Here is a 20,266-nt window from a genome sequence, read left to right on the forward strand (position 1 = left end):
ATCGCGACGCTGACGCTCTGCTTGAGCGTGAAATCCGCGAGATCGCAGAGTCGGCGAAGACGTCCAAGGGGCGCGGGTCCTGGCGCCTGGATGATCTCTGGGTCGATCATTTGCATCACTCGGTTCACCAGGACGCCGCTCACAGCATCGCGGCGGTCGGGATGTTGGCGCCGCTCCTCGAGACGGTGTTCGTACGCATCTTCGCCGCCGTCGGCGGCAGGGCGGATTGGCCCGCCGCGTCCACAGTGCGCCTGGATCGCGCCGGCAACCGCGAGGCGCCCGGCCGTCGCAGTACCGGCTGCACCCCCGCACCGAGCGCATGTAAGACTGCTGGGTCCGCGGATCGAAGTTGCGGATGGTCATGTCCTCGATCATCCTGCGGCGCAGCGGGTTGATGACCTCTTCTGTCATCACGCATCTCCTGTCTTGAGGAGGTCGTGGCCCACCCACGATCCCCTTCAGACAGGAGGAACCCGCTCCCACATCCGATGCGAGTAACCCTCCCGCGCTAGCGGGTTAGTCCTACGACCCCGAACGGGCGCCCGCCGGGTCCGCCTACGGCGCCGGGGGCTAGAGCCCCGCCATCTTCATGGCGTGGGCCACCGAGGGGAACGTGTCGGCGGCCTTGATCAGCAGGCCGACGCCCGAGACGCCCAGCAGGATGAAGGTCACCCGGCGGAAATTGACGTCGGACAGCTGCTTGTAGAGCCGCACGCCCAACAGGGTGCAGGGCAGCACCACCGGCACGGTGATCGCCACCAGCAGCCAGTACCTGGGCCCGAAGGTCTCGGGCTTCTGCAGGGCCAGCAGGCTGATCGACAGGAGCTGGAGCACGAAGATGTAGGGCTGCACGATGGCGCGGGCCTCGCGCTTAGGCACATGGCGCAGGCCGTTCCAGACCACCACCGCCGCGCCCGGGAAAGCGGTGAAACCGCCGATCACCCCGCCGGACATGCCGACCAGGGATGACGCCAGCCAGCCGCCGCCCACCGTCTTGTGGACGCCATGCGGCCGGGCCAGGGAATAGCCGGCGTAGATCACCAGGAAGCCGCCGAACACCAGCATCAGGTCGCCGGTGGGCAGCGAGCTGAGGATCGCCAGGCCGACCGGGACCCCGATCAGGCCGCCCAACAGATAGGGCGCAGGACCGTTCGGCCACCAGTGCTTGATCGGCGCCATGTCGGCCTTCAGCTGACGCAGCGACATGACCTGGTTGGCCGCCGAGAGCGTCATCAGGAGCGGCACGCCCAGCTTCGGCGGCAGGAAGATCAGGCACAGGGCGCCGATCGCGGAGAAACCGAAACCCGACAGGCCGCTCATCAGGGCGGAGGCGGCGAGGATCGCCACCAGCAGGGCGATGGTGAGCGGGGGAAATCCAGCCAACAACAAAGAACCACCTCGAAAATTACTGGCGGGCCGGCGACCGGCCGGGACCTGAACGCCCGCGGCGTCTGGTGTCGGCGTCGCGGCCCGACCCGTCATACGCGGGCCCATTCCGGCGTCACGGACGGTTCCCGCCGGGACCTGTGAACAGCCGTCCGATCCGACGCACACGCCCATTTTCTGATCAATCGGGCAGGCGGGCGCCCTATGGACGGCGCCCGATAAGGGTCGGCAGGCCCTGCGCCCTAAGGGCGCCGGGGACTCAACCGCGGCCGCGCCACCCCGCCAGCGCCGGACCCAGGGCGGCCTTCAGCGGATCGAGCCAGGGCTCATAGGCGCGCCACTGTTCCAGGCCGTCGCGGAAGATCGGCCGGCGCACCTGTTCGGAGCTGACCGTGCGCACCGCGCGGCTGTTCTCATGGAAGCGCAAGCAGGCGTCCTCGAAGGGCAGGCCGCAGTAGGCGAGCAGGCGCGCGACCTCGGCCTCGGTGTCCTGCACCAGGTCCTCGTAGATCACCCGATGCACCCGGCCCGGCAGCACGGCGTCGATGTGATCCATCCAGGCCACATAGTCGCGGTAGTAGGCGCCGACGTCGGCCAGGTCGTAGGAGAACGCCTGGCCCTGGGCGAAGTGCTGCTTGAAGGCGGAGAAGCCGGAGCCCAGCGGGTGACGGCGCGCGTCGATGATCTTCGCCCGCGGCAGGAACAGCTGGATCAGCCCCACGTGCTGGAAATTGTTGGGCATCTTGTCGATGAAGAAGGCGCGGCCCAGCTTGCGGTGCACCCGGGTCGTGGCGAGGTAGCGCTCGCCCAGCGCCGTCAGCGCCGCGGCGTCCAGGCTGGCCAGGGCCTCCGGGTAGGACGGCCCGAAGCCGCGCGCGATCAGCCCCAGGTCGGGCAGTTCCATCGTGCCCTCGACCTGCGAGTGGCTGGCCAGGATCTGCTCCACCAGCGTCGAGCCCGCGCGGGGCAGGCCGACGATGAAGATCGGCGCCTCGCTGGGGGAGCCGGCTCCGGCGCGCTCGGCGAAGACCTCGCGCGTGAACAGGGCCTCGGCGCGGCGCAGCTGGGCGGTGGTCTCGGCGGCGTCATAGGGCGTCTCGGTGCGCCGCAGGGCCGCGCCGCGGGCATAGTGCTCGAAGGCTGCCGCCGGCTCGCCGCGGTCCTCCAGAGCCTTGCCCAGGGCGTAGTGCAGATGCAGGCGGTCGTCGGCGGTGAGGTCCCCGCGGTCCAGCCCCGCCAGCATCGCGGCCTCGTCGGCGGGTCCCAGAGCGGCCACCTTCAGGTTGGCCAAGCTCCAGTAGGCGTCGCCCAGGCCCGGCGCGAGCTCCAGGCTCTTCTTGTAGGCCGTGACCGCCTCCTCGCGGCGGCCCACGGCGCGCAGGGTGTGGCCGTAGTTGAGCCACAGGCGCGGCTGGCGCGGATAGTCGGCGAGCAGCCCTTCGTAGATGGCGATAACGCGCGCGTCTTCGCCCACCAGCGCCAGGCAGGCGGCCTGGAGGTTCAGATAGGCGGGGTCCTTGGGCGCGAGGGCGAGCAGGCGTTCCACCTCGACAAGCGCTTCGCTGGCCTTCTGCTGGCGGAACAGGGCGTCGGCGTAACCGAAGCGTGCGCCGTCGTGGCCAGGGTCCAGCTCCAGGGCGCGGGCGAACAGGATCTCGGCGTCGCCGTAGCGGCTTTGGCGCAGATAGACCTCGGCCAGCATCCGCGTCGCCGCCGCGTCGGCCAAGTGGCGCGTCAGGTGGGCGCGAAGCTGGGTCTCCGCCTCGGCGACGCGGCCGGCGAACAGAGCCTCCGCCGCGCCCTTCAGCGCCGGGTCGGTGACTGTGGCGCGGCGGTGCTCGGCGAAGGCGGCCTCGGCGGCGGCGACCTCGCCGGCCTTGAACTTCAGATCGCCGAGCGCGCGCCAGGCGTCGGCCAGGTCGCGATTGAGGCTGACGGCATTGTGCAGGGCCGCTGCGGCGGGCGCCGCCTCGCCCAGATCGGCCAGGGTCAACCCAAGCTCGTACTGGGTGGTCGCGGCGCGCGGATAGGCCTGGGCCAGCGGCGCCAGCACCGCGTGGGCGCCGGGCGCGTCGCCCAGCCGGCGGCGCGCTGACGCCAGAATCAGCAACGCCCTGGGGTCGCTCGGCGCGAGCCTGAGGATCGCCTCAGCCTCGCGCCGCGCCTGGCCCGGATCGCTCGCCAGCAGGGCTGCGGCTCGCGCGATGATCGCGGCGGGCGAGTTGTCAGCCATGCCCGCCCTGTCGTGATCTCAATCCCGCCTCCGGCCGGTGGCGACCAGACCACCCCTTAGAAGGTGAGCGTCACCCGGGCGTAGTAGTAGCCGCCATTGATGCCCCAAGGCGAGAAGGTCATCGGCGCGTTCCAGACGTTGCCGCCATTCGCGGGCTTGTTGAGCCCGGGCAAGTTCGGAACATTGGGCGGCTTCTTGTCGAAGAGGTTGTTGGCCCCGACCTCCGCCTTGATCGCGCTGGTGATCTTGTATGCGACGGTGAGATCGGTGATCGCCGAGACGGGGATCTTCAGGTCCGTGGTGATGTTGCTCGTCGAGGTCAGCTCGGAGGTCTCGCCGTAGACCGTCTCGCGCAGGTTCGCGCTCCACTTGCCCAGCGTCCAGTAGGCGTTGCCCACGAACTTCTCCCGCGGCGTCGCGGTGGTGAGCGACGACAGCGCGCTCGGGCTGAGCAGCGAGGTCTGCGTGATGATCGCCGGAACCGCGGAGAAGTCCTGGGGCGCCAAGGGGGCAAGCTTGGTGATCGTGGTCTTGTTGTAGTTGAGGCCGCCGGTCCAATCGACGTGGCCGAATTCGCCGAAGTCCGACGCGTAGTTCACCGTCAGTTCGGCGCCCTGGGTGCGGGTGTCCACGCCGTTGGTGAACACCGAGATGCCGGCGTAGGAGATGCCGGTGTCCAGGGTGTTGCCGTGCGCCGTGATGGCGTTGAGGACCGCCTGCGAAACGACGTTGTTCTTCCCGCCAGCGACCACTGAGCCGTAGAGGAAGCCGGTGACGACGATGCGGTTGCGGACGTCGATCTGATAGGCGTCGAGGCTGATCTGCATGCCTTCGATCGGGTGGGCCACGAAGCCGACGCTGTAGTTGGTCGATTTCTCGGGCTTCAACGGCGAGAAGCCGGCGATCACCGCCCCGGGCGAGTTGGCCGGCAGCTGCACGTCGGCCGAGGACGGCGAGACGTTGGTGCCTGAGTAGAACTCTTCCGCGAGGGTCGGCGCGCGGAAGCCGTTGGAGATGGTGCCGCGGATGGCGATCATCGGGCTGAAATCGTAACGGCCGGTCAGCTTGCCCACGGTGGCCTCGCCGAAGTCGCTGTAGTGCGAATAGCGGCCGGCCAGGTCGAGGTGCAGACCGGTGATCGGATCCACCGCGAAGTCGACATAGCCGGCGTAGTCGTTGCGGGTATGTGTGCCAGCGTTCGAGGGGTCGTAGCCGGTGAACGACTGGGCCCCGCCACCGAAGTAGGACGAGGGTTCGCCGGCTTCGATCTGGAAGGTGTTGCGCCGGGTCTCGGCGCCGAAGGCGAAGTTCAGCGGCGAGGCGGCGCCGACATCGAACGTCTTGACGATGTCGAGGTTGGTCGTCCACTCGGTGGTGATGAAGCTGCCGTCGTAGAAGTCGCGCTGCGAGGCGATCGGGGTGGCCGAGACCGCCGCCAGGACCGGGAACAGCTGGGCGTTGGCGGAGCCGTCGGTATAGATCTTGTCGCGGTCCGTGCCGTAGGTCGTCGACAGGTCCCAGGACCAGCCTTCGTAGGCGCCCTTGATGCCGCCGGTGAAGGAGTAGTCATCCTCCGCCAGCACCTCGACCGGGTTGAAGCCGGCCGGGAACGGGAAGTACTTCACGCCGGTCGAGGTGGTGCCGCTGACTTTCGAGGGCACGCGCAGGTTCTCGTAGGACGAGGCGTTGCGATGGCTGTAGCTGCCGAAGCTGTAGGCCTCGACGCCGCCGCCGAGGTCGTACCCGGCGTTGTAGAAGAAGTTGTAGAGGTTGTACGCAGGGTCGCCGGTGATCTTGTTCACCTGCGGCGCGCCGGGGGCGTTGGCGACGCCCGCGTCGACGGCGCTGTCGGTGGCCAGCAGCTTTCCATTGATGTCGAACAGGCGCCGGTCGCTGCCGCCGCGGATGGTGTGTTCGTGATAGCGCTCTTCCAGGGTGAAGTTCAGGAAGCCGTTCTCGCCCAGCTTCGCGCCGTTGTTGAACGACCAGGCGCCGGTCTTGCCGTCACCCTGATAGGTTTGGCCGCCCGTGGCCGATATGACCCCGCCTTCGGCGTTGTTCTTCAGGATGATGTTCACCACCCCGGCGATGGCGTCGGACCCGTACTGCGCGGCCGCGCCGTCCTGCAGGACTTCGATGTGGTCGATGGCGCCCACCGGGATCAGCCCCAGGTCGGCAGTGGCCGAGCCGGAATAGGGGCTGCCGCCGTCGACGGCCAGGTTGGCGGTGGCGTGGCGGCGTTTGCCGTTCACCAGCACCAGGGTGTCGTTCGGGTTGAGGCCGCGCAGGGCGGCTGACAGCGTCAGGTTGGCGGAGTCGCCGCCGAAGCCCTGGGCATTGAAGGAGGGCAGGTTCTGGGCGATCGCCTGCATCAGGTCCGGCGGACCCACCTGCTTCAGGGCGGTGGCGCCCAGCACCTGGATCGGCGCCGGGCTGTCGGCGGCCTTCATGCCGGTGGCGCGTGTCCCCGTGACGATCAGTTCATCCAGCGAGCGCGCGCCGTCTGGCCCCGCCGCAGCCGCGGCGTCCGCGGCCATGGCGCCTGTCGCGCTCATCGCCGTCAGCGCAATGATGCTTGCGCCTACGAATAGTTTGTTCATGTCAGGATCCCCAATTGTTGTTGGGCCCGACCGAACGCTTCCCCCGCCGTCTTTTTAATTGTCCTTCAGAGTGCCGGGGGCCGGATTGAAGTCCATCTAGACTCAGGGGAATTGGCTAGCCGCGGCCAAAAACGCGCCCTTCGACTGCAAACCGCTCATCATGGCGCCTGCAAATATTACAGCGCCGAGACAGATCGCCGTTCTGCGGCGTCCATTTTTCAGGCGCCGGCCAAGCAAAAGCACCGCCTCAGCTTCCCGGGCGCTCGCTTTTGACAGTCATGCCCAAATAAAACTGTGGGCCTGACGTTGCGGAACGTCGCGAACGACTGGCCGGCGCCTCGCGAGGACCGGCCAGCGTCCCCGAACGCCTAGGTGTCCGCGACCAGCGCGCGGATGGAGCGCAGCTCGTCGAGGGCGCCCGGCCGTCCGGCGCGGGCGAAGGCTACCAGCTCCTCCACCGCCCGCAGGGTCCGCGTCGTGGTCGAGGGCCGCCCGCCGCGACTGCGGTTGAGGCGCAGCGCCCGCTGTTTGAGGACCGCGGTGAGGCGGGTCTCGTCCAGCCAGGCGGCGAGTTCCGTGCGCAAAGCCCAGTCGTCCCCCTCGGCCTGCGCCTCGATATGGCCCAACGCCCCGCTCTCGCGGAAGAACTCGATCAGGGCGCGGGCTTCCGAGATACAGCGTTTCAGGGTGGTGGCAGGAACCTGGCGGCCGGTGATGACTTCGGCGGTCGCCGACTCCAGGTGGCCGATAGAGCCGGGCGGTTCGGTTAGTTCGAGGAACAGGGCGAGTTCGGCGATATCCTTGGCGAAGCTGCGGCCGTGGGCGGTCTTGTCGAACTCACCCGGCCGTTCGGTCTGCGATTGCATCTTTTGCATGCTGAACCACTACAGTTTTAGGTGCTGCACGGACGTTACGCTTACGGCCTTATAGAATCCATATAGGATCACCAAAGAATGCAGCGAAAACGGTGGTTTCCGGCTGCTCTGAGGCTAGTAATCCGGAGCATTGGGATAGGTTGCGAGCACCGGCTCCAAATCGCGCATCAGTGGCCCCAACCATGGCTCGAAACGCCGCCAGTGATCGGTGGCGTCGGTGAAGATCGGGCGTCGGACCTGCTCCGAGCTGGCCGTATGGACCGCGCGATCGTTTTCGTAGAATCGCAGACAGCCGGCCTCGAAGGGCAGGCCGCAGAAGGTGAGCAGGCGGCGCACCTCAGACTCCGGGTCGGCGACCATCTGTTCGTAGATCACGCGATGGATCGCGCCGGGCGACACGGCGTCGAAGTGGGCTATCAGCTCCACATAGTCGCTGTAGTAGCGCGCGAGGTCGCTGAGGCCGTAGCTGAACGGCTGGCCCATGGCGAAGTGCTGTTTGAAGGCCGAGAAGCAACAGGCGACGGGATGGCGCCGCGCATCGATGATCCTGGCGTTGGGCAGCATCAGCCGGATCAGGCCCACGTGGGCGAAGTTGTTCGGCATCTTGTCGACGAAGAACGGCGCGGCGGTCTTCCGATGCGCGGCGGCGCGCTGCAGATATTCCTCGCCCAGCGCCCGGAATTCCGTGCCCGACAGAGCGGCCAGGATGTCGGGATAGGCGCTCTCCGAAGCCTTCGCCGCGCCGCCCCCCAGCCGCGTGGCGAGGATCTCCACCTCGGGCAGTTCCTGCGCGCCTTCCACCTGGCTATGGCTGGCCAGGATCTGCTCGATGAGGGTCGACCCCGAGCGCGGCAGGCCGACGATGAAAATCGGGTCGGGCCGCGGGCACCCGCCGCCGGCGCGGGCGGCGAAGAAGCTGGCGCTCAGCAGGCCCTTGCAGCGCGCGACGTGGATGCTGGTCTCGTCGGGGTCGTAGGGCAGGGCGGCGCGGCGCAAGGCATTGGCCTGGGCGTAGTTCTCGAACGCCGCCGCGTCGTCGCCCGCCGCTTCCCGGGCGGCTCCGAGCGCGAACTGCAGATGGTAGCGGTCCTCGTCGCCGAGGCCCGGTCGGCCGAGTTCGGCCGTCATCCGGGCGATGTCGTCGCCGGTCAGGGCGACGGTCTTGAGGTTCGCCAGGCTCCACCAGGCCTCCCCGAGACCGGGCCGCTGGCGGATCGCCTCGCGGTAGGCCGCGATCGCCTCGCCCTGCCGGCCAAGGGTCTTCAGCGCGTGACCATAGGCCATCCAGGTGAGCGGGAGGTCCGGATGGGCGTTGAGCACCGTGCGGTAGCCTGCCGCCGCGGCGTCGAAGTCCCCAACCTGCATGCGGGCCGCCGCGCCCAGCTGGCGATAGATCGGATGGCTTGGATCTTCCGCCAGGAGGCGGTCGGCCTCGGCGATGGTCTGGGCCGCCTTTGCCTGGTGGTGCAGAGCCATAGCGTAGGCGTAGCGAGCGGCGGTGAAGCCGGGAGCCTGCGCCAGCGCGCGCGCCAAAAGCGCTTCGGCGTCATGTGTCCGGCCCGTGCGCGCCGCGAGTTCGGCGAAGGCCCATAGCGCATGGATATCGTCGGGGCGCCGCGTCAACGCGGCGCTCAGCAGGCGGTGACAGTCCGCTGCGCGGCCCTCGCACAGCGCATCGGCCGCCGCGATCAGCTCCGGGTCTGTGACCGAGGCGCGGATCTGGCGCGCGTAGGCCTGGTCGGCCCCTGCGACGTCGCCGGCCAGCCGCAGCCGGTCGCCCAACGCGCCCCAACCCTTGGCGTCGATGGGCGCGGCCGGCGTGGCAGTCACTGCGGGTCGTATCCGAAGCGCTCGACCCATGGCCGGAGCTTGGGGAGGGCCGGGGCCATCTGCTGGCGATAGCGCCGCCACTGGCCGACGCCCTCGGCGCTGAGGCCGCCGGCCAGCTGGGCGCCGGACGGCGTGGCGATGCCGCGATCGCGGGTGCGGGCGGAGAAAGCGCGCAGATCGTCGGTCCAAGGCAGGCCGAGAAAATCGCAAACCGCGCGCACCACGCCATCGAAGTCTTCGATCAGCGTCTCGTGCCGCACGACGTGGGATCGGGCCTCCAGGGCCGGCGCCATCCGTTCGGCAATCTGCATGGCCGCGTCGTAGTAGCCGGCGGCGCCTGACAGCGTCAGGAGCTGATAGGCCGAGCCGCTCATGACGAACCGCCGCCGATAGCAGCTCAACACCACGTCGCGCGGGTCGCGCCGGGCGAAGAGGATCTTGGCGTTCGGGAACAGTCTGGCGATCAGGGGCAGCTTCAGGCTGTTCAGCGGGTGCTTGTCGACGAAGACCTTGCCCCCGACATGGGCGCTCTCGTCGCGCACGCGGTCCCAGTAGGCGGCGCGCAGGGGCTTGAGCTCGGCCTCGCTCGCCGCGGCCAGGCGGTCGAGGTCTTGCGGCGTCGCCAGGAAGGCGCGCATGGCGGCCGAAAGGGTTTCTCGCTCCTCCAGGGCCTCGACGTCAGGATGGCTGGCCAGCACCTGTTCGAGCAGGGTGGTGCCCGAGCGCGGGAAGCCGAGCAGGAAGACGTGGCCGGTCGCGCCAGGCGGCGGTTCGCCGGCCGACGTCCAGGCCTCAGGCGCGATGGCGTCCAGGCGCCCGATCATCCCCTGGGCGAATTCCAGGGCTGTGGGCGGCGCGCCATAGGTTTTCGCATAGGTCCGCCAAAGGCCCATGTTGCAGGCCGCATAGGCGCTGAAAGCCTCCGGCACGCGATCCTGGGCGTCGAGCGCGTCGCCCAGAAGACCCTGCGCGAAGGCCAGCTGCTGTGGCGTGAGCCTCGGGTCGGCGATCATGGCCTCCAGGCGGACCTGGGCGGCCGGCGCCTCGCCCGCGGCCAGTTCCGCCGCGGCCATCACATTGACGGCGTCGGGGTAGCCCGGCTGAGCGGACAACACCTTGGCCGCCATGGCGCGCGCCTCGCCGTGGGCGCCCCGGCGGCTCATCAGGTTGGCGATCCCGGCGAGGCCCCCGAGGTTCTCGGGCTGCAACTCGATCGAGCGGCGGAAAGCGGCCTCGGCCTCCTTCAGGCGCCCCAGGCTCTCCAGGCAGCCGCCGCGGGCGCTGTGGGCGCCGGCGAAGGTGGGCGCGATCTGGATGGCCTGGTCGAACTGGATCAGGGCCTCGGCGTCGCGCTCCAGGCGGCGCAGGCAAAGGCCGAGGGCGTTGTGGGCGCCCGGATCGCCAGGCGCGATGGCGACAGCGCGCTGCAGCAGGCGTACGGCGTCCTCGAACCGCTCTTCGCCCTCGAGCTTGAGGGCGGCGAGATTGAGGACGGCGGGATGTTCGAGGCCGGAGGCCAGCGCGCGTTCCGCCAGCCGCCCGCCGCGTTCGAAATCGCGCGCCTGAACCGCGGCTGCGATTTCGGCCAGCGCCGCCTTGTCGGCCGCGGCGTCTCGGGCCGGCGGCGGCGCCAACGCGCCGATCTTCAGGTTGATCGGGCCGGTCTTCCAACTGGTCAACGCCACGTCCTCGACTGTCGCGGGCCACCCGCGCTCCTGATTACCCGATGCGCCGGGCCCGGGCGAGCGGGGCAAAAAGAAAGGGCGGCGGATTGCGCCGCCGCCCTTCCGATCTGAAGTGGTCGACCGTCTTAGAAGTCGGCGGTCAGGCCCACGAAGAAGAACCGGCCGAGGGCGTCGTAGACCTGCGGATAGGTGCCGCCGTTACACGCGCCCACCGGGCAGTTGGAGGACCCGATGATCGGCGGATCCTTGTCGAGCACGTTGTTCACGCCAACCCGGAAGTTCAGGTTGCCATGGACGGTGAAGTTCGCCGTCAGGTCGAGGTAGCTGCGCGCCGCCAGGCTGCGGTCGGTGGCGTACTGCAGGCCGGGGTTGTTCAGCTGCGGGTCGCTGGAGAAGGCGTCCAGCTTCACGCTGCTGTAGTAGCGCCATTGGGCAGACAGGCTGAGAGACTTGAACCAGTCGCCGTACGAGTAGGGCGTGGTCCAGGTGACGCGCAGCTTGTGACGCCACACCGGGGCCGGGCCTTCGCCGTTCGGACCAGCGCAGGTGGTGCCATAGAGGCCGGCGCAGTCGTAGGTCGGGCCACCCGGCAGCGGCTGGGTCTGCAGGGTGTCGAGCCAGGTGCCGACCAGCGAGGCCGAGATCGAGCCATTGTCGCCGAGACCGAGGTTCGACAGGTCCGTGCGGTAGGCGACGTTCAGGTCGATGCCCGTGGTCTTCAGCGAGCCGGTGTTCAGCGTGGTGTCCTGAATGAAGCCGGTCGGGTCGAGGAACAGCGAATTGTTGCCCGGCTCGCGGTGCACCAGGTTGCAGAAGAAGGGGTTCTGCGTGGTCACGCACTGGTTGATGATCAGGTTGGCGCCGAGGCCGGCGATGAACTGATCGACCTTGATGTCGAAGTAGTCGACCGAGATCGACAGGCCCGGGACGAACTTCGGCTGCCACACCACACCGGCGGTGTAGGTGTCGCTGATTTCCGGCTTCAGGTTCGGGTTGCCGCCGAACTGGCCGTTGTACTGGTTGGCCGGGTTCTTCTCGATGGCCAGGACCTGGGCCGTCGTCAGGTGGAAGGCCGAGGCGCATTGGGCGACCAGCGGGTTGTTGGCCGCTAGGCCCGCGCAGGGGTCCTGGGTGCCGTCCAGGCCGACGTTCTGCGGCGCGAACAGTTCGATCACGTTCGGCGCACGGACGGCGCGGTTGTAGCCGGCGCGGAAGCGCAGGCCGTCGATCACTTCCCACTCGCCGGCCACCTTGTAGGTGTTGGTGTCGCCGATGGAGGAGTAGTCGGAGAAGCGGTAACCGAGCTCCAGGGACACGTCCTTGGCGAAGGGCATGTCACTGATCAGCGGCACGCGGGCTTCGCCGAACAGCTCGTAGACGTCGAAGCCGCCGTTGACCGGCGGCGAGGCCGCGCCGTTGCCGTTCACCAGACCGTTCGCCGACAGGAAGTCAGCGGTCGAGTCGAGGTGCTCGCGGCGGTACTCGGCGCCGAACGCCACGCCCACGCCGTCGTTGGCCCAGGCGCTCTTCAGACCGTAGTCGCCGAGCTTGCCGGTGAAGGCCAGGCTGACCACGCGCTCGGTGGTGTTGCCGACCGCAAAGCTGGTGGCGTCGAGGAACTTCAGAGCCGCGGGCGAGATGAACTGGCTGGTGAAGATGTTCAGCGGCACACAGCCGGCGTCGGCGCCGGGGGCGCATTGCGGGCCCGTCGGGGTCTGGACGACGTTGAGAGCCTGCTGGATCCGGCTCGAGTTGAGGTTGCCGGTCTGCTCTTGCGACAGCTGGACCGAGCCGTATTGCATATAGCCGTCGTAGTTCCAGTTCTTGCCAAGGTCGCCGCGCAGGCCGATCACGATCCGGTAGTCGGTGTGCCGGAAATCGGTCTGACGGCCGCCGGCCTCGGCCGGCTGCAGACGCCGCGCGACCGTGCCGGTGAAGGTGCCGCCAGGCGTGTTCGCGCAAGTCTGACCGGCCGTGGCTCCGACGGGAACCAGCATGCCGGCTTCCTGCGCGCTCAGCAGCGGGTTGGCGCAGTTGACGCTGAAGGTGCCGGCGAAGATGCCGCCCGCCGCGATCTGGGCCGTCGAGCGGTCGTCCATGAACATGGTGTCCATGTAGGCCTCGGCCCAGGGCGCGATTTCGTAGTGAGCGAAAGCGCCCAGGTTGTAGCGCTCGTCAGGACGGACGAAGTAATTCTGCGGGCCGAAGTTGAACACGTCGGCGCCGGTGCGCGGGCGGAAGGTGTTGAAGTTCGCCGGGTTGACGATGAAGCTGCCGACGCGGGCCGGGAAGGCCGTGCCGGAGCCGCCGCAACCGGCCGCTGCGAAGGTGGCGCCCGAGTTCAGGGTGCAGGAGCTGAAGTCGCGCTCGCCTTCCAGGACGGGGTTGTTCTGGCGGTAGGCGGCGTAGGCGGTGACGTTGCCCTTGCCGTCCGGCGCGTTGGCGCCCAGCGTGATGGTGACTTCAGAGCCTTCACCGTCCCAGATGTTGCTCGAGGGCAGAGCGAACTGGTGCGGATCCGACGCGGTGGCCGCCTTGGCGCGCACCACGCTCTGGATTTCGCTGTTGTTGTTGTCGTGCTGATAGCCCGAGTACTGGGCGTCGATCCGCACGCCCTCGAAGTTCTTCACCATGATGAAGTTGACGACGCCGGCTACGGCGTCGGCGCCGTAGGTGGCCGAGGCCCCGCCGGTCAACACGTCGACGCGCTCCACCAGGGCGGCCGGGATGAAGTTCAGGTCGGCGGCCGGGACGACAGGGTCGCCGGGCATCAGGCGGCGGCTGTCGATCAGCACCAGGGTGCGGTTCGAGCCCAGGCCGCGCAGGTCGACGGTGGCCGTGCCGGACGAGGCGTTGGAGATCATCGAGCCCTGGCCCGCGAACACCTGCGGCAGCGAGTTGGTGATGTCCTCGATCCGGGTGACGCCTTGGGCCTTGATGTCGGCGTTGCCGACCGTGGTCACGGGCGCGATCGACGTCAGGTTCGGCGACGGGATCCGGGTGCCGGTTACGACGATTTCAGAGACTTCGCCGGTGTTGGTGTCCGCGGCCGCAGCGGACGCTTGCGTGGCGAGGCCCAGGAAGGCCACGCCACAGATCATCGAGGAGGCCAGCAGGCGCTCTCGTGTGTTGTGAATTTTCAAGATCTAGATCCTCCAGCGACCGGCTTGTGACAGCGGCTCGCTCCCCAAGGGATTGACAGCCCAGAGCCCTATTCGGCCCCGATTAGGCCGTAGTTAGATTTGACTGGAGGCGGGGGTCAACGCGGATTGCGAAGGTGTTCGCATGACTCACGTCAATATGTCGCATAATGGCCACATAAGGTTTGGGCTATGAAACAGTCAGTCGCGTTGGATTTGAGGGCTGAAAGTCGAAATTCGATGAACGACGATCTTCACAGAGTGTCCGGTAAGCTTGACTGTAGGGGTTATGATCGTAACTTCTGATAAGTTATATTTCGATTTGCTCTAATAATTTGAATCGTAAAATCTCTGTAATAAAGTCTACGCGCACTAAGGCGCGCAACCCCGAGGGGCGTTTCAACCCCGGTTTCATGAACAGCGCGCGCGCTTGTCAGATGTTCCAGGGGGGTGAACATTTTTGACAGACCGCGCAGCGGCGCATGCCTAAGATTCTAGGGATGAGCCCACAGCCGAATACATGGGCGTCGATCGCTTTAGGCTGTCGCCGATTCAGATCGGCGCGCAGACGTCCTCAAGCCAGCCACGCACGGGCGCCGGGACCAGGGGCCCGATCTCGGCCAGGACACGGGCGTGATAGGCGTCGAGCTGGCCGCGCTCTTCATCGCTGAGCATCGCCCTGACCACGAGCCTGCGGTCGATCGGGGCCAGTGTCAGGGTCTCGAAGCCCAGCATCGGCCGCTCGCCGCCGGGGATCATCGCCGCCTCGGTGACGAACTGCAGGGTCTCGATGCGGATGCCGTAGGCGCCTTCCTTGTAATAGCCGGGCTCGTTGGAGACGATCATCCCCGGGCGCAGAGCGACCAGGTTCGGCGCCTTGGCGATCCGCTGCGGACCTTCGTGCACACCGAGGTAGGACCCCACCCCGTGGCCGGTGCCGTGGTCGTAGTCGAGGCCGTGGGCCCAGAGCGCCACGCGGGCCAGCGCGTCCAGGGCCGAGCCGGTCGTGCCCGCCGGGAACCGCACCCGGGCCAGCGCCAGGTGGCCCTTAAGCACCAGGGTGAAGCGCTCGCACATCTCCGCCGACGGCTCGCCGATGGCGACGGTGCGGGTGACGTCGGTGGTGCCATCCAGGTACTGGGCGCCTGAGTCGACCAGCAGCAGGCTGCCCTTTTCTGTGCGCCTGTTGAGCCGCTGGGTGGGCCGGTAGTGAACGATCGCGCCGTTGGAGGCCGCGCCGGCGATGGTGTCGAAGGAGAGGTCCTTCAGCGACCCTGTTTCCTCGCGGAAGGCCTCCAGCTTCGAGACCGCCTCGATCTCGTCCGGCGGATTGGCCTGCCCCTCGGTGGCGACCCAGTGCAGGAAGCGCGTCAGCGCCGCGCCGTCGCGCACATGGGCGCGCTTGGTCCCGGCGATCTCCACGGGGTTCTTGCAGGCGCGGGGCAGCACGCAGGGGTCCTCGCCGCGCTGCACGCCGGCGCCGGCGCTCGCCAGGGCCTCGAAGTACCAGGACGAGGACTGCGCCGGATCGACCAGCACCTGATTGCCCTTCAGCTCCGCCAGCGCCCGCGGCAGGTCGGCGGCGGCTTCCAGGCGCACCTCGTTGCCGAGCCAGGCCGGCAGGTCCGGCGTCACCTTGGCGGGGTCGAGGAACAGGCGCGCCGAGCCATCGGCGCCCAGGATCGCCTGGCCGATGGGCAGCGGCGAGCGGATGACGTCGCCGCCGCGGACGTTGAACAGCCAGGCGATGGAGGCCGGCGCGGTGATCACCGCCGCGTCCGCCCCGCGCGCGGCCAGATCCTGGCCCAGGCGGTGGCGCTTCGAGGCCGAGTCCTCGCCGGCGTATTGCAGGGGGTGGGGCACGACGGGCGCTGTGGGCTGCGGCGGGCGCGCCTGGCCCCAGGCGGTGTCCAGCGGATTGGGGCTGACCGGGCGCAGTACGGCGCCGGCCTTGGCCACGGCGGACTTCAGGCGGTCCAGGGCGTCGGGGCTGTGCAGGCGCGGGTCGTAGCCGATCACCTGGCCCTTGCCGGTCGCGGTCTCCAGGTAGGCCGGCACGCCACCCTCGACGAGGTCGCGGATCTCGAAGGTGCCCTGATCCACCTGATCGCGGACCTGCAGGGTGTAGCGGCCATCGACGAAGATCGCGGCCTTGTCCTTCAGGATCACCGCCGCGCCGGCCGAGCCGGTGAAGCCGGTGGCCCAGGCCAGCCGGTCGTTGGCGGCCGGCAAGTACTCGTTCTGATGCTCGTCCTCATGCGGGGTGACGAAGCCGTCGAGGCCCTGGTCGGCCATGGCCTTGCGGATCAGGGGTACATGCTTCGGCCCGAAGGAGCGGTCGGCGGATTCATTGAAGGTCTGGCGCATGGGCGGGATGTAATCCTTCCAGCGCCCTGGGGCCAAGGGGCGGACTTGCCGTCGAACGCCGTTCGGGGTATCGGGCCGGCCATGGTCCTTCGCGCCGCTCAAACCTGCTCGGCCAATTCCGGTCCCACCTGGGGCCGGGATTCGCGCGCGCTCGCCTAGACAGCCGCCGAAGACCGCGACCCCGCCGAAACGGCAGGGTCGCCAAGACGCCGTCTCCTGCCGCCGGCCTTCCAGCCCTGAGGAGACGACGATGACCGACGACCTGAAGCCCTGGTTCCCCATACGCACCGAACGCCTGTTGCTGCGCGAGTTCCGCCAGGACGACTTCGATGACGTCCACGCCTATGCGACCGACGACGCCGTTGTCCGCTTCATGGACTGGGGCCCCAATAGCTTAGCCGACACCCAGGCCGCCCTGGACCGGTGGTTCGCGGCCCGCCCGCACTGGCCTGGCGCCGACATCAATCTGGCCATCGAACATCTGGCCGACGGCCGGGTGATCGGCTCGATCCGCGTCGGGGTCCGCGACGCGGCCAGCCGCACTGGCGACATCGGTTACAGCTTGGCCAGTGGCTACTGGCGCCACGGCCTCGGCACGGAGGCGGCGCGGGCCATGCTGCGAATGGGCTTCGAAACGCTGAACCTGCGCCGCATCTGGGCCGAGTGCGACGTCCGCAACGCGGGCTCCTGGGGCATCATGGAGAAGCTCGGCATGCGGCGTGAGGCGCATTTCCGCCAGGATCGACAAGGCCGCGACGGCTGGCGCGACAGCTACCTCTACGCAATCCTAGCCGACGAGTTCTTTTCACCCGGGTATAATTGACAAGGCTGCACCCAGCCTGTAGCGCCGCGCGATGGACAAGCCGAACCGCCGCCAGGCCGTGCGCGACTACAAGGAGCGCAAGGTCGAACTCGGAATCTTCGCCGTGCGCTGCGCGGCGACTGGACAGGCATGGGTCGGCGGCTCGCGCGACCTGTCGAAGCAGCAGAACCGCATCTGGTTCGGCCTGAAGAGCGGCGGCCATCCGAACAAGGCGTTGCAGGCCGTCTGGTCTGCGCACGGAGAACCGGCGTTCAGCTTCGAGGTGCTGGAGGCGAAGCCGGTCGAGGGCCTCAGCGAGTACGAGCAGGCGAATCTGCTGAAGGATCGCGACGCCCACTGGCGGGCCGAACTGGGCGCGGCGAAGATCGTCGGCTAGACCCTTCCCGGTTCAGGTGAAAACCTGAACCGGACAAGAAGGGTCTATCTTCCAAAGTTTAGAGCGCGTCGGACGGGTGAACCGGCATCCACTTCACCCTGCGCGCTCTTAGGCGCGGCGCAGCACCAGGGTCGCCCAGGCGTCGCGGTGCAGGCGGCGCTCCAGGCGGAAGCCCTTGGAGGCGTAGGCCGCGAACACCCGGCGTTCCTGGGTGCGCAGTAGGCCGGACAGGATCGCGATGCCGCCGGGCTTCAGCGCCAGCTTGATGTCCTGCGACAGGGCCACCAGCGGCGGGGCCAGGATGTTGGCGAATACCAAGTCGTAGGGCGCCGGGCGCCGCACGCGGGCCTCGTTCAAGCCGTTGGCGTAGACGAAGCGGGCGCGGGCGCGGTTCAGCTGGGCGTTCTCGTTGGCGATGCGCACCGAGGGTTCGTCGATGTCCGTGCCGAGCGCGACTTTCGATCCGGTGCGCGCCGCGGCGATGGCCAGGACGCCGGTGCCGCAGCCCACGTCCAGCACCCGGTTGAACCTGCGGTGCTTCAGCAACCGGTCGAAGGCCGAGAGGCAGCCCTCCGTCGTGCCATGATGCCCGGTGCCGAACGCCGCGCCGGCCTCGATGCGCAGGGCCACGGCGCTCGGAGGGACGAGGCCCTTGTCGTGCGCGCCGTAGACAAAGAACCGGCCGGCGCGGACCGGCGGCAGGCCGGAGAGCGCCATGGCCAGCCAGTCGGCGTCGGCCAGCTTGTCGGTGACCACCCGCAGCCTGGGAAAGCCCGCCAGCACGGCGGCCAGGCCGGCCTGTTCCTCGGGCGTGGTGGGGAAGGCGTCGATGCGCCAGACGTCGCGGTCCTCGTCCTCCTCCAGGATGGAATAGGTGAGGGCCTCGGTGGCGGGGTCGGCATCGATGGCGAGGGCGGCGGCCTCGGCCTCGGCGCGCGGGCCCTTGGCGACAGTCTGGACGGCGTCGGCGGTCATCGCCCGCCTCTAGCGGGCGGCGGCGCGAAAGGCGAGGGGGATCAGCGGCCGGCGTCGGGCGCCGGCTCGGTCTCGTCGGCGGGCGCCGGCAACTCGATCACCGAGGGATGCGAGCCGCCCATCGAGGGGTAGTCGTGGGTTGGGGGCGGCTCGTCATAGACCACGTGCGTGAGGATGGGTGGCGGCGGGTCGTCGGGCGCGTCGCGGGGCTCGGCGACCGCGGTCTTCTCGACCGGCGGCGCCATCGCCTTCTTCCAGTCGGTGCCCATCACATAGTCCGGCGGCGCACCGTGGTAGGCGGCCAGGGTCATATAAGGGTCGCCGGGGTCGAAGGGACCGGTCGAGCGCCCATCATAGGCGGCGAACATCTGCGGGCCCGCGGGGCGGCCGTCGTCGCTGGCGAGATGGGGCTGCATAGCCCCGCCCAACAGCACGCCGGCGGTGAGGGCGACGGCGGCGCCGGACAGGAAGACGGTGAGGTCGGTTCGCGTCATGATGGGTCTCTCCGGGCCACTACAGCGCGCGGGGACGGCATTGGTTCAGGGCCAAGCTGACGACGATCGAGGAGGGTCTCGATGAGCAGACGAAAGCCGCCGGCGCCCGCGCCGGTCGAAGAGGCCAAGACGCCGGTCGCGACGCCGGAGGAGCCGGCGATCCTGGCCCGGCTCGACTCAGGCCCCGGCTGGGGCCTGCTCGTGGTCACCGGCGGCCTGGCTGTGGTCGCCGGCGTCGGGGTGCTGGTGTTCCGCGGGTTCGGACGGCGGAAGGCCTAGGTCCCGCCCCGCACTCCGCTCATCCCGGAAGGACAGGGGTAGAAAAAGAAAGGAAGTTGGCCTATAAAGGGGATGTTCGCGGCCCCGAGAGGGTGTCCGTTGCCCCGCGAGGGGAGAGATCACCGGGGCGGCCGAAAGGCCGCCCTCGGCTTATCTGGACGCCGCTAGGGCGTCAAAATCGCTGTAGGTCGATAACGACCCATAGCGGACGTTTGGCGAGTCCGCTTACAGTCACCCCAAAGGTTGATCTGTCGGGGGCGGCATGGACATCCATAAACCCAAGCCGTGGCACGGCGTCCGCGAGTTCTTGAAGGAGTACATCATTATCGTGGTCGGCGTGCTGACCGCGCTGGGTGCGGAGCAGACCGTCGAGGCCCTGCACGAACGCGGTCTAGCTCGCGAAGCCCGTGAGGCCATAGATGCGGAGGTTCAGGATAACGTGAACCGCATCGCCTATCGTCAAGCGCAGCAGCCCTGCATCGACAAACGCCTGCAGGAGATCACCGGCCTACTTGCCGACTGGGCTGATGGAAAGCCGCCACCGCGCGCGCTTTTCCTCGGTGATCCTGGGGACCCGCCTATGGTCCAGCAGCGCTGGCAAGCCAACCTGAATAGCGGCCGCTTCAACCGGCAAACGGAAGCTGAGCAGAGCAAGCAGGCAGCGTTCTACACTCAACTCGCGATCCTGCAGGACATGGAGAGTCGCGAGCACTACGTCTGGTCGGAGCTGCGCACACTGGAGCTTGGACCTCGCGTCTTGCGGCCCGATCTGCGCCCGAACCTGGTCGCTTCCCTCCAGGCGGCACGGAGCGACGCCAGCGATATCAGGCAGCTAGGTCAGGATATATTGGCAAGCGCCGCCCGCGCCGGCCACACCCCCAAGCCGTTTGGCGTCACGGCCATCCTGGGCACCACCTGCCAGCCGCTGAATCCGCCTGCGGTCCCGGACACGTAGCAAGGCGAAGCGTGGCGACTGTCCGCTAACTTCCTTCTTCGACCTAGCCAGCTTCCGCCACCGGGACGGAAGCCCGACTATCCGCTGGGGTGGGGAAGGTTGCTTTCCACCGAGCCCGTGTGGAAACGCGCTGGCGCGCAGGTCGCGGGAGGTTGATCTTCGCGGGCTCTATGAGGCCGGACGTTGGAGGCGGCGTTTTGGCACGTGACGAGGGAGGGCTGCGTCAAGCCCGCATCGCCGCCATGAGC

At 68.4% G+C, this 20,266-nt stretch carries 14 protein-coding genes; 4 read left to right on the forward strand and 10 right to left on the reverse strand.

The features are described from left to right. Positions 1–570: 570 nt before the first annotated feature. The 8 genes from VHS75_RS21630 to VHS75_RS21665 form a co-directional block, all read right to left on the reverse strand. Complete coding sequence (locus tag VHS75_RS21630; protein ID WP_329640698.1) at positions 571–1,383, reverse strand: sulfite exporter TauE/SafE family protein; 813 nt, start codon at positions 1,381–1,383, stop codon at positions 571–573. A gap of 262 nt (positions 1,384–1,645) precedes the next feature. Next, positions 1,646–3,619: a tetratricopeptide repeat-containing sulfotransferase family protein gene (locus VHS75_RS21635; RefSeq protein WP_329640699.1), complete on the reverse strand. Its 1,974-nt coding sequence runs from the start codon at positions 3,617–3,619 to the stop codon at positions 1,646–1,648. A gap of 56 nt (positions 3,620–3,675) precedes the next feature. Beyond that, positions 3,676–6,219 carry a TonB-dependent receptor gene (locus tag VHS75_RS21640; protein WP_329640700.1) on the reverse strand — a complete coding sequence of 848 codons (2,544 nt, stop codon included), beginning with the start codon at positions 6,217–6,219 and terminating at the stop codon, positions 3,676–3,678. 368 nt (positions 6,220–6,587) lie between these two features. Next, complete coding sequence (locus VHS75_RS21645) at positions 6,588–7,094, reverse strand: hypothetical protein (protein WP_329640701.1); 507 nt, start codon at positions 7,092–7,094, stop codon at positions 6,588–6,590. 114 nt (positions 7,095–7,208) lie between these two features. Then, the gene (locus tag VHS75_RS21650) at positions 7,209–8,924 is read right to left on the reverse strand and encodes a tetratricopeptide repeat-containing sulfotransferase family protein (RefSeq protein WP_329640702.1); all 1,716 of its coding nucleotides are present in this window, start codon (positions 8,922–8,924) and stop codon (positions 7,209–7,211) included. Next, a complete protein-coding gene (locus tag VHS75_RS21655; protein WP_329640703.1) occupies positions 8,921–10,603 on the reverse strand; it encodes a tetratricopeptide repeat-containing sulfotransferase family protein in 1,683 nt (560 codons plus the stop codon). The genes VHS75_RS21650 and VHS75_RS21655 overlap by 4 nt, the downstream gene beginning before the upstream one ends. A gap of 131 nt (positions 10,604–10,734) precedes the next feature. Then, on the reverse strand, positions 10,735–13,752 hold the full coding sequence (locus tag VHS75_RS21660; RefSeq protein WP_329640704.1) for a TonB-dependent receptor domain-containing protein: 3,018 nt from the start codon (positions 13,750–13,752) through the stop codon (positions 10,735–10,737). Between the two features lie 549 nt (positions 13,753–14,301). Further along, on the reverse strand, positions 14,302–16,116 hold the full coding sequence (locus VHS75_RS21665; protein ID WP_329640705.1) for an aminopeptidase P family protein: 1,815 nt from the start codon (positions 16,114–16,116) through the stop codon (positions 14,302–14,304). Positions 16,117–16,366: 250 nt separating this feature from the next. Here VHS75_RS21665 and VHS75_RS21670 point away from each other — a divergent pair, with 250 nt between their 5' ends. Further along, on the forward strand, positions 16,367–16,939 hold the full coding sequence (locus VHS75_RS21670) for a GNAT family N-acetyltransferase (RefSeq protein WP_329640706.1): 573 nt from the start codon (positions 16,367–16,369) through the stop codon (positions 16,937–16,939). A gap of 31 nt (positions 16,940–16,970) precedes the next feature. Continuing rightward, a complete protein-coding gene (locus tag VHS75_RS21675; RefSeq protein ID WP_329640707.1) occupies positions 16,971–17,315 on the forward strand; it encodes a GIY-YIG nuclease family protein in 345 nt (114 codons plus the stop codon). Positions 17,316–17,423: 108 nt separating this feature from the next. Here VHS75_RS21675 and VHS75_RS21680 read toward each other — a convergent pair whose 3' ends face one another. Continuing rightward, a complete protein-coding gene (locus tag VHS75_RS21680; protein ID WP_329640708.1) occupies positions 17,424–18,290 on the reverse strand; it encodes a 50S ribosomal protein L11 methyltransferase in 867 nt (288 codons plus the stop codon). Positions 18,291–18,331: 41 nt separating this feature from the next. Further along, complete coding sequence (locus tag VHS75_RS21685; protein WP_329640709.1) at positions 18,332–18,784, reverse strand: hypothetical protein; 453 nt, start codon at positions 18,782–18,784, stop codon at positions 18,332–18,334. Positions 18,785–18,865: 81 nt separating this feature from the next. Here VHS75_RS21685 and VHS75_RS21690 point away from each other — a divergent pair, with 81 nt between their 5' ends. Next, positions 18,866–19,063: a hypothetical protein gene (locus VHS75_RS21690; RefSeq protein WP_329640710.1), complete on the forward strand. Its 198-nt coding sequence runs from the start codon at positions 18,866–18,868 to the stop codon at positions 19,061–19,063. A 262-nt stretch (positions 19,064–19,325) separates the two neighbouring features. After that, complete coding sequence (locus tag VHS75_RS21695) at positions 19,326–20,018, forward strand: hypothetical protein (RefSeq protein ID WP_329640711.1); 693 nt, start codon at positions 19,326–19,328, stop codon at positions 20,016–20,018. Positions 20,019–20,266 lie beyond the last annotated feature (248 nt).

Origin of the sequence: Phenylobacterium sp., from assembly GCF_036264965.1 — a bacterium.
Taxonomy (GTDB): Bacteria; Pseudomonadota; Alphaproteobacteria; order Caulobacterales; family Caulobacteraceae; genus Phenylobacterium.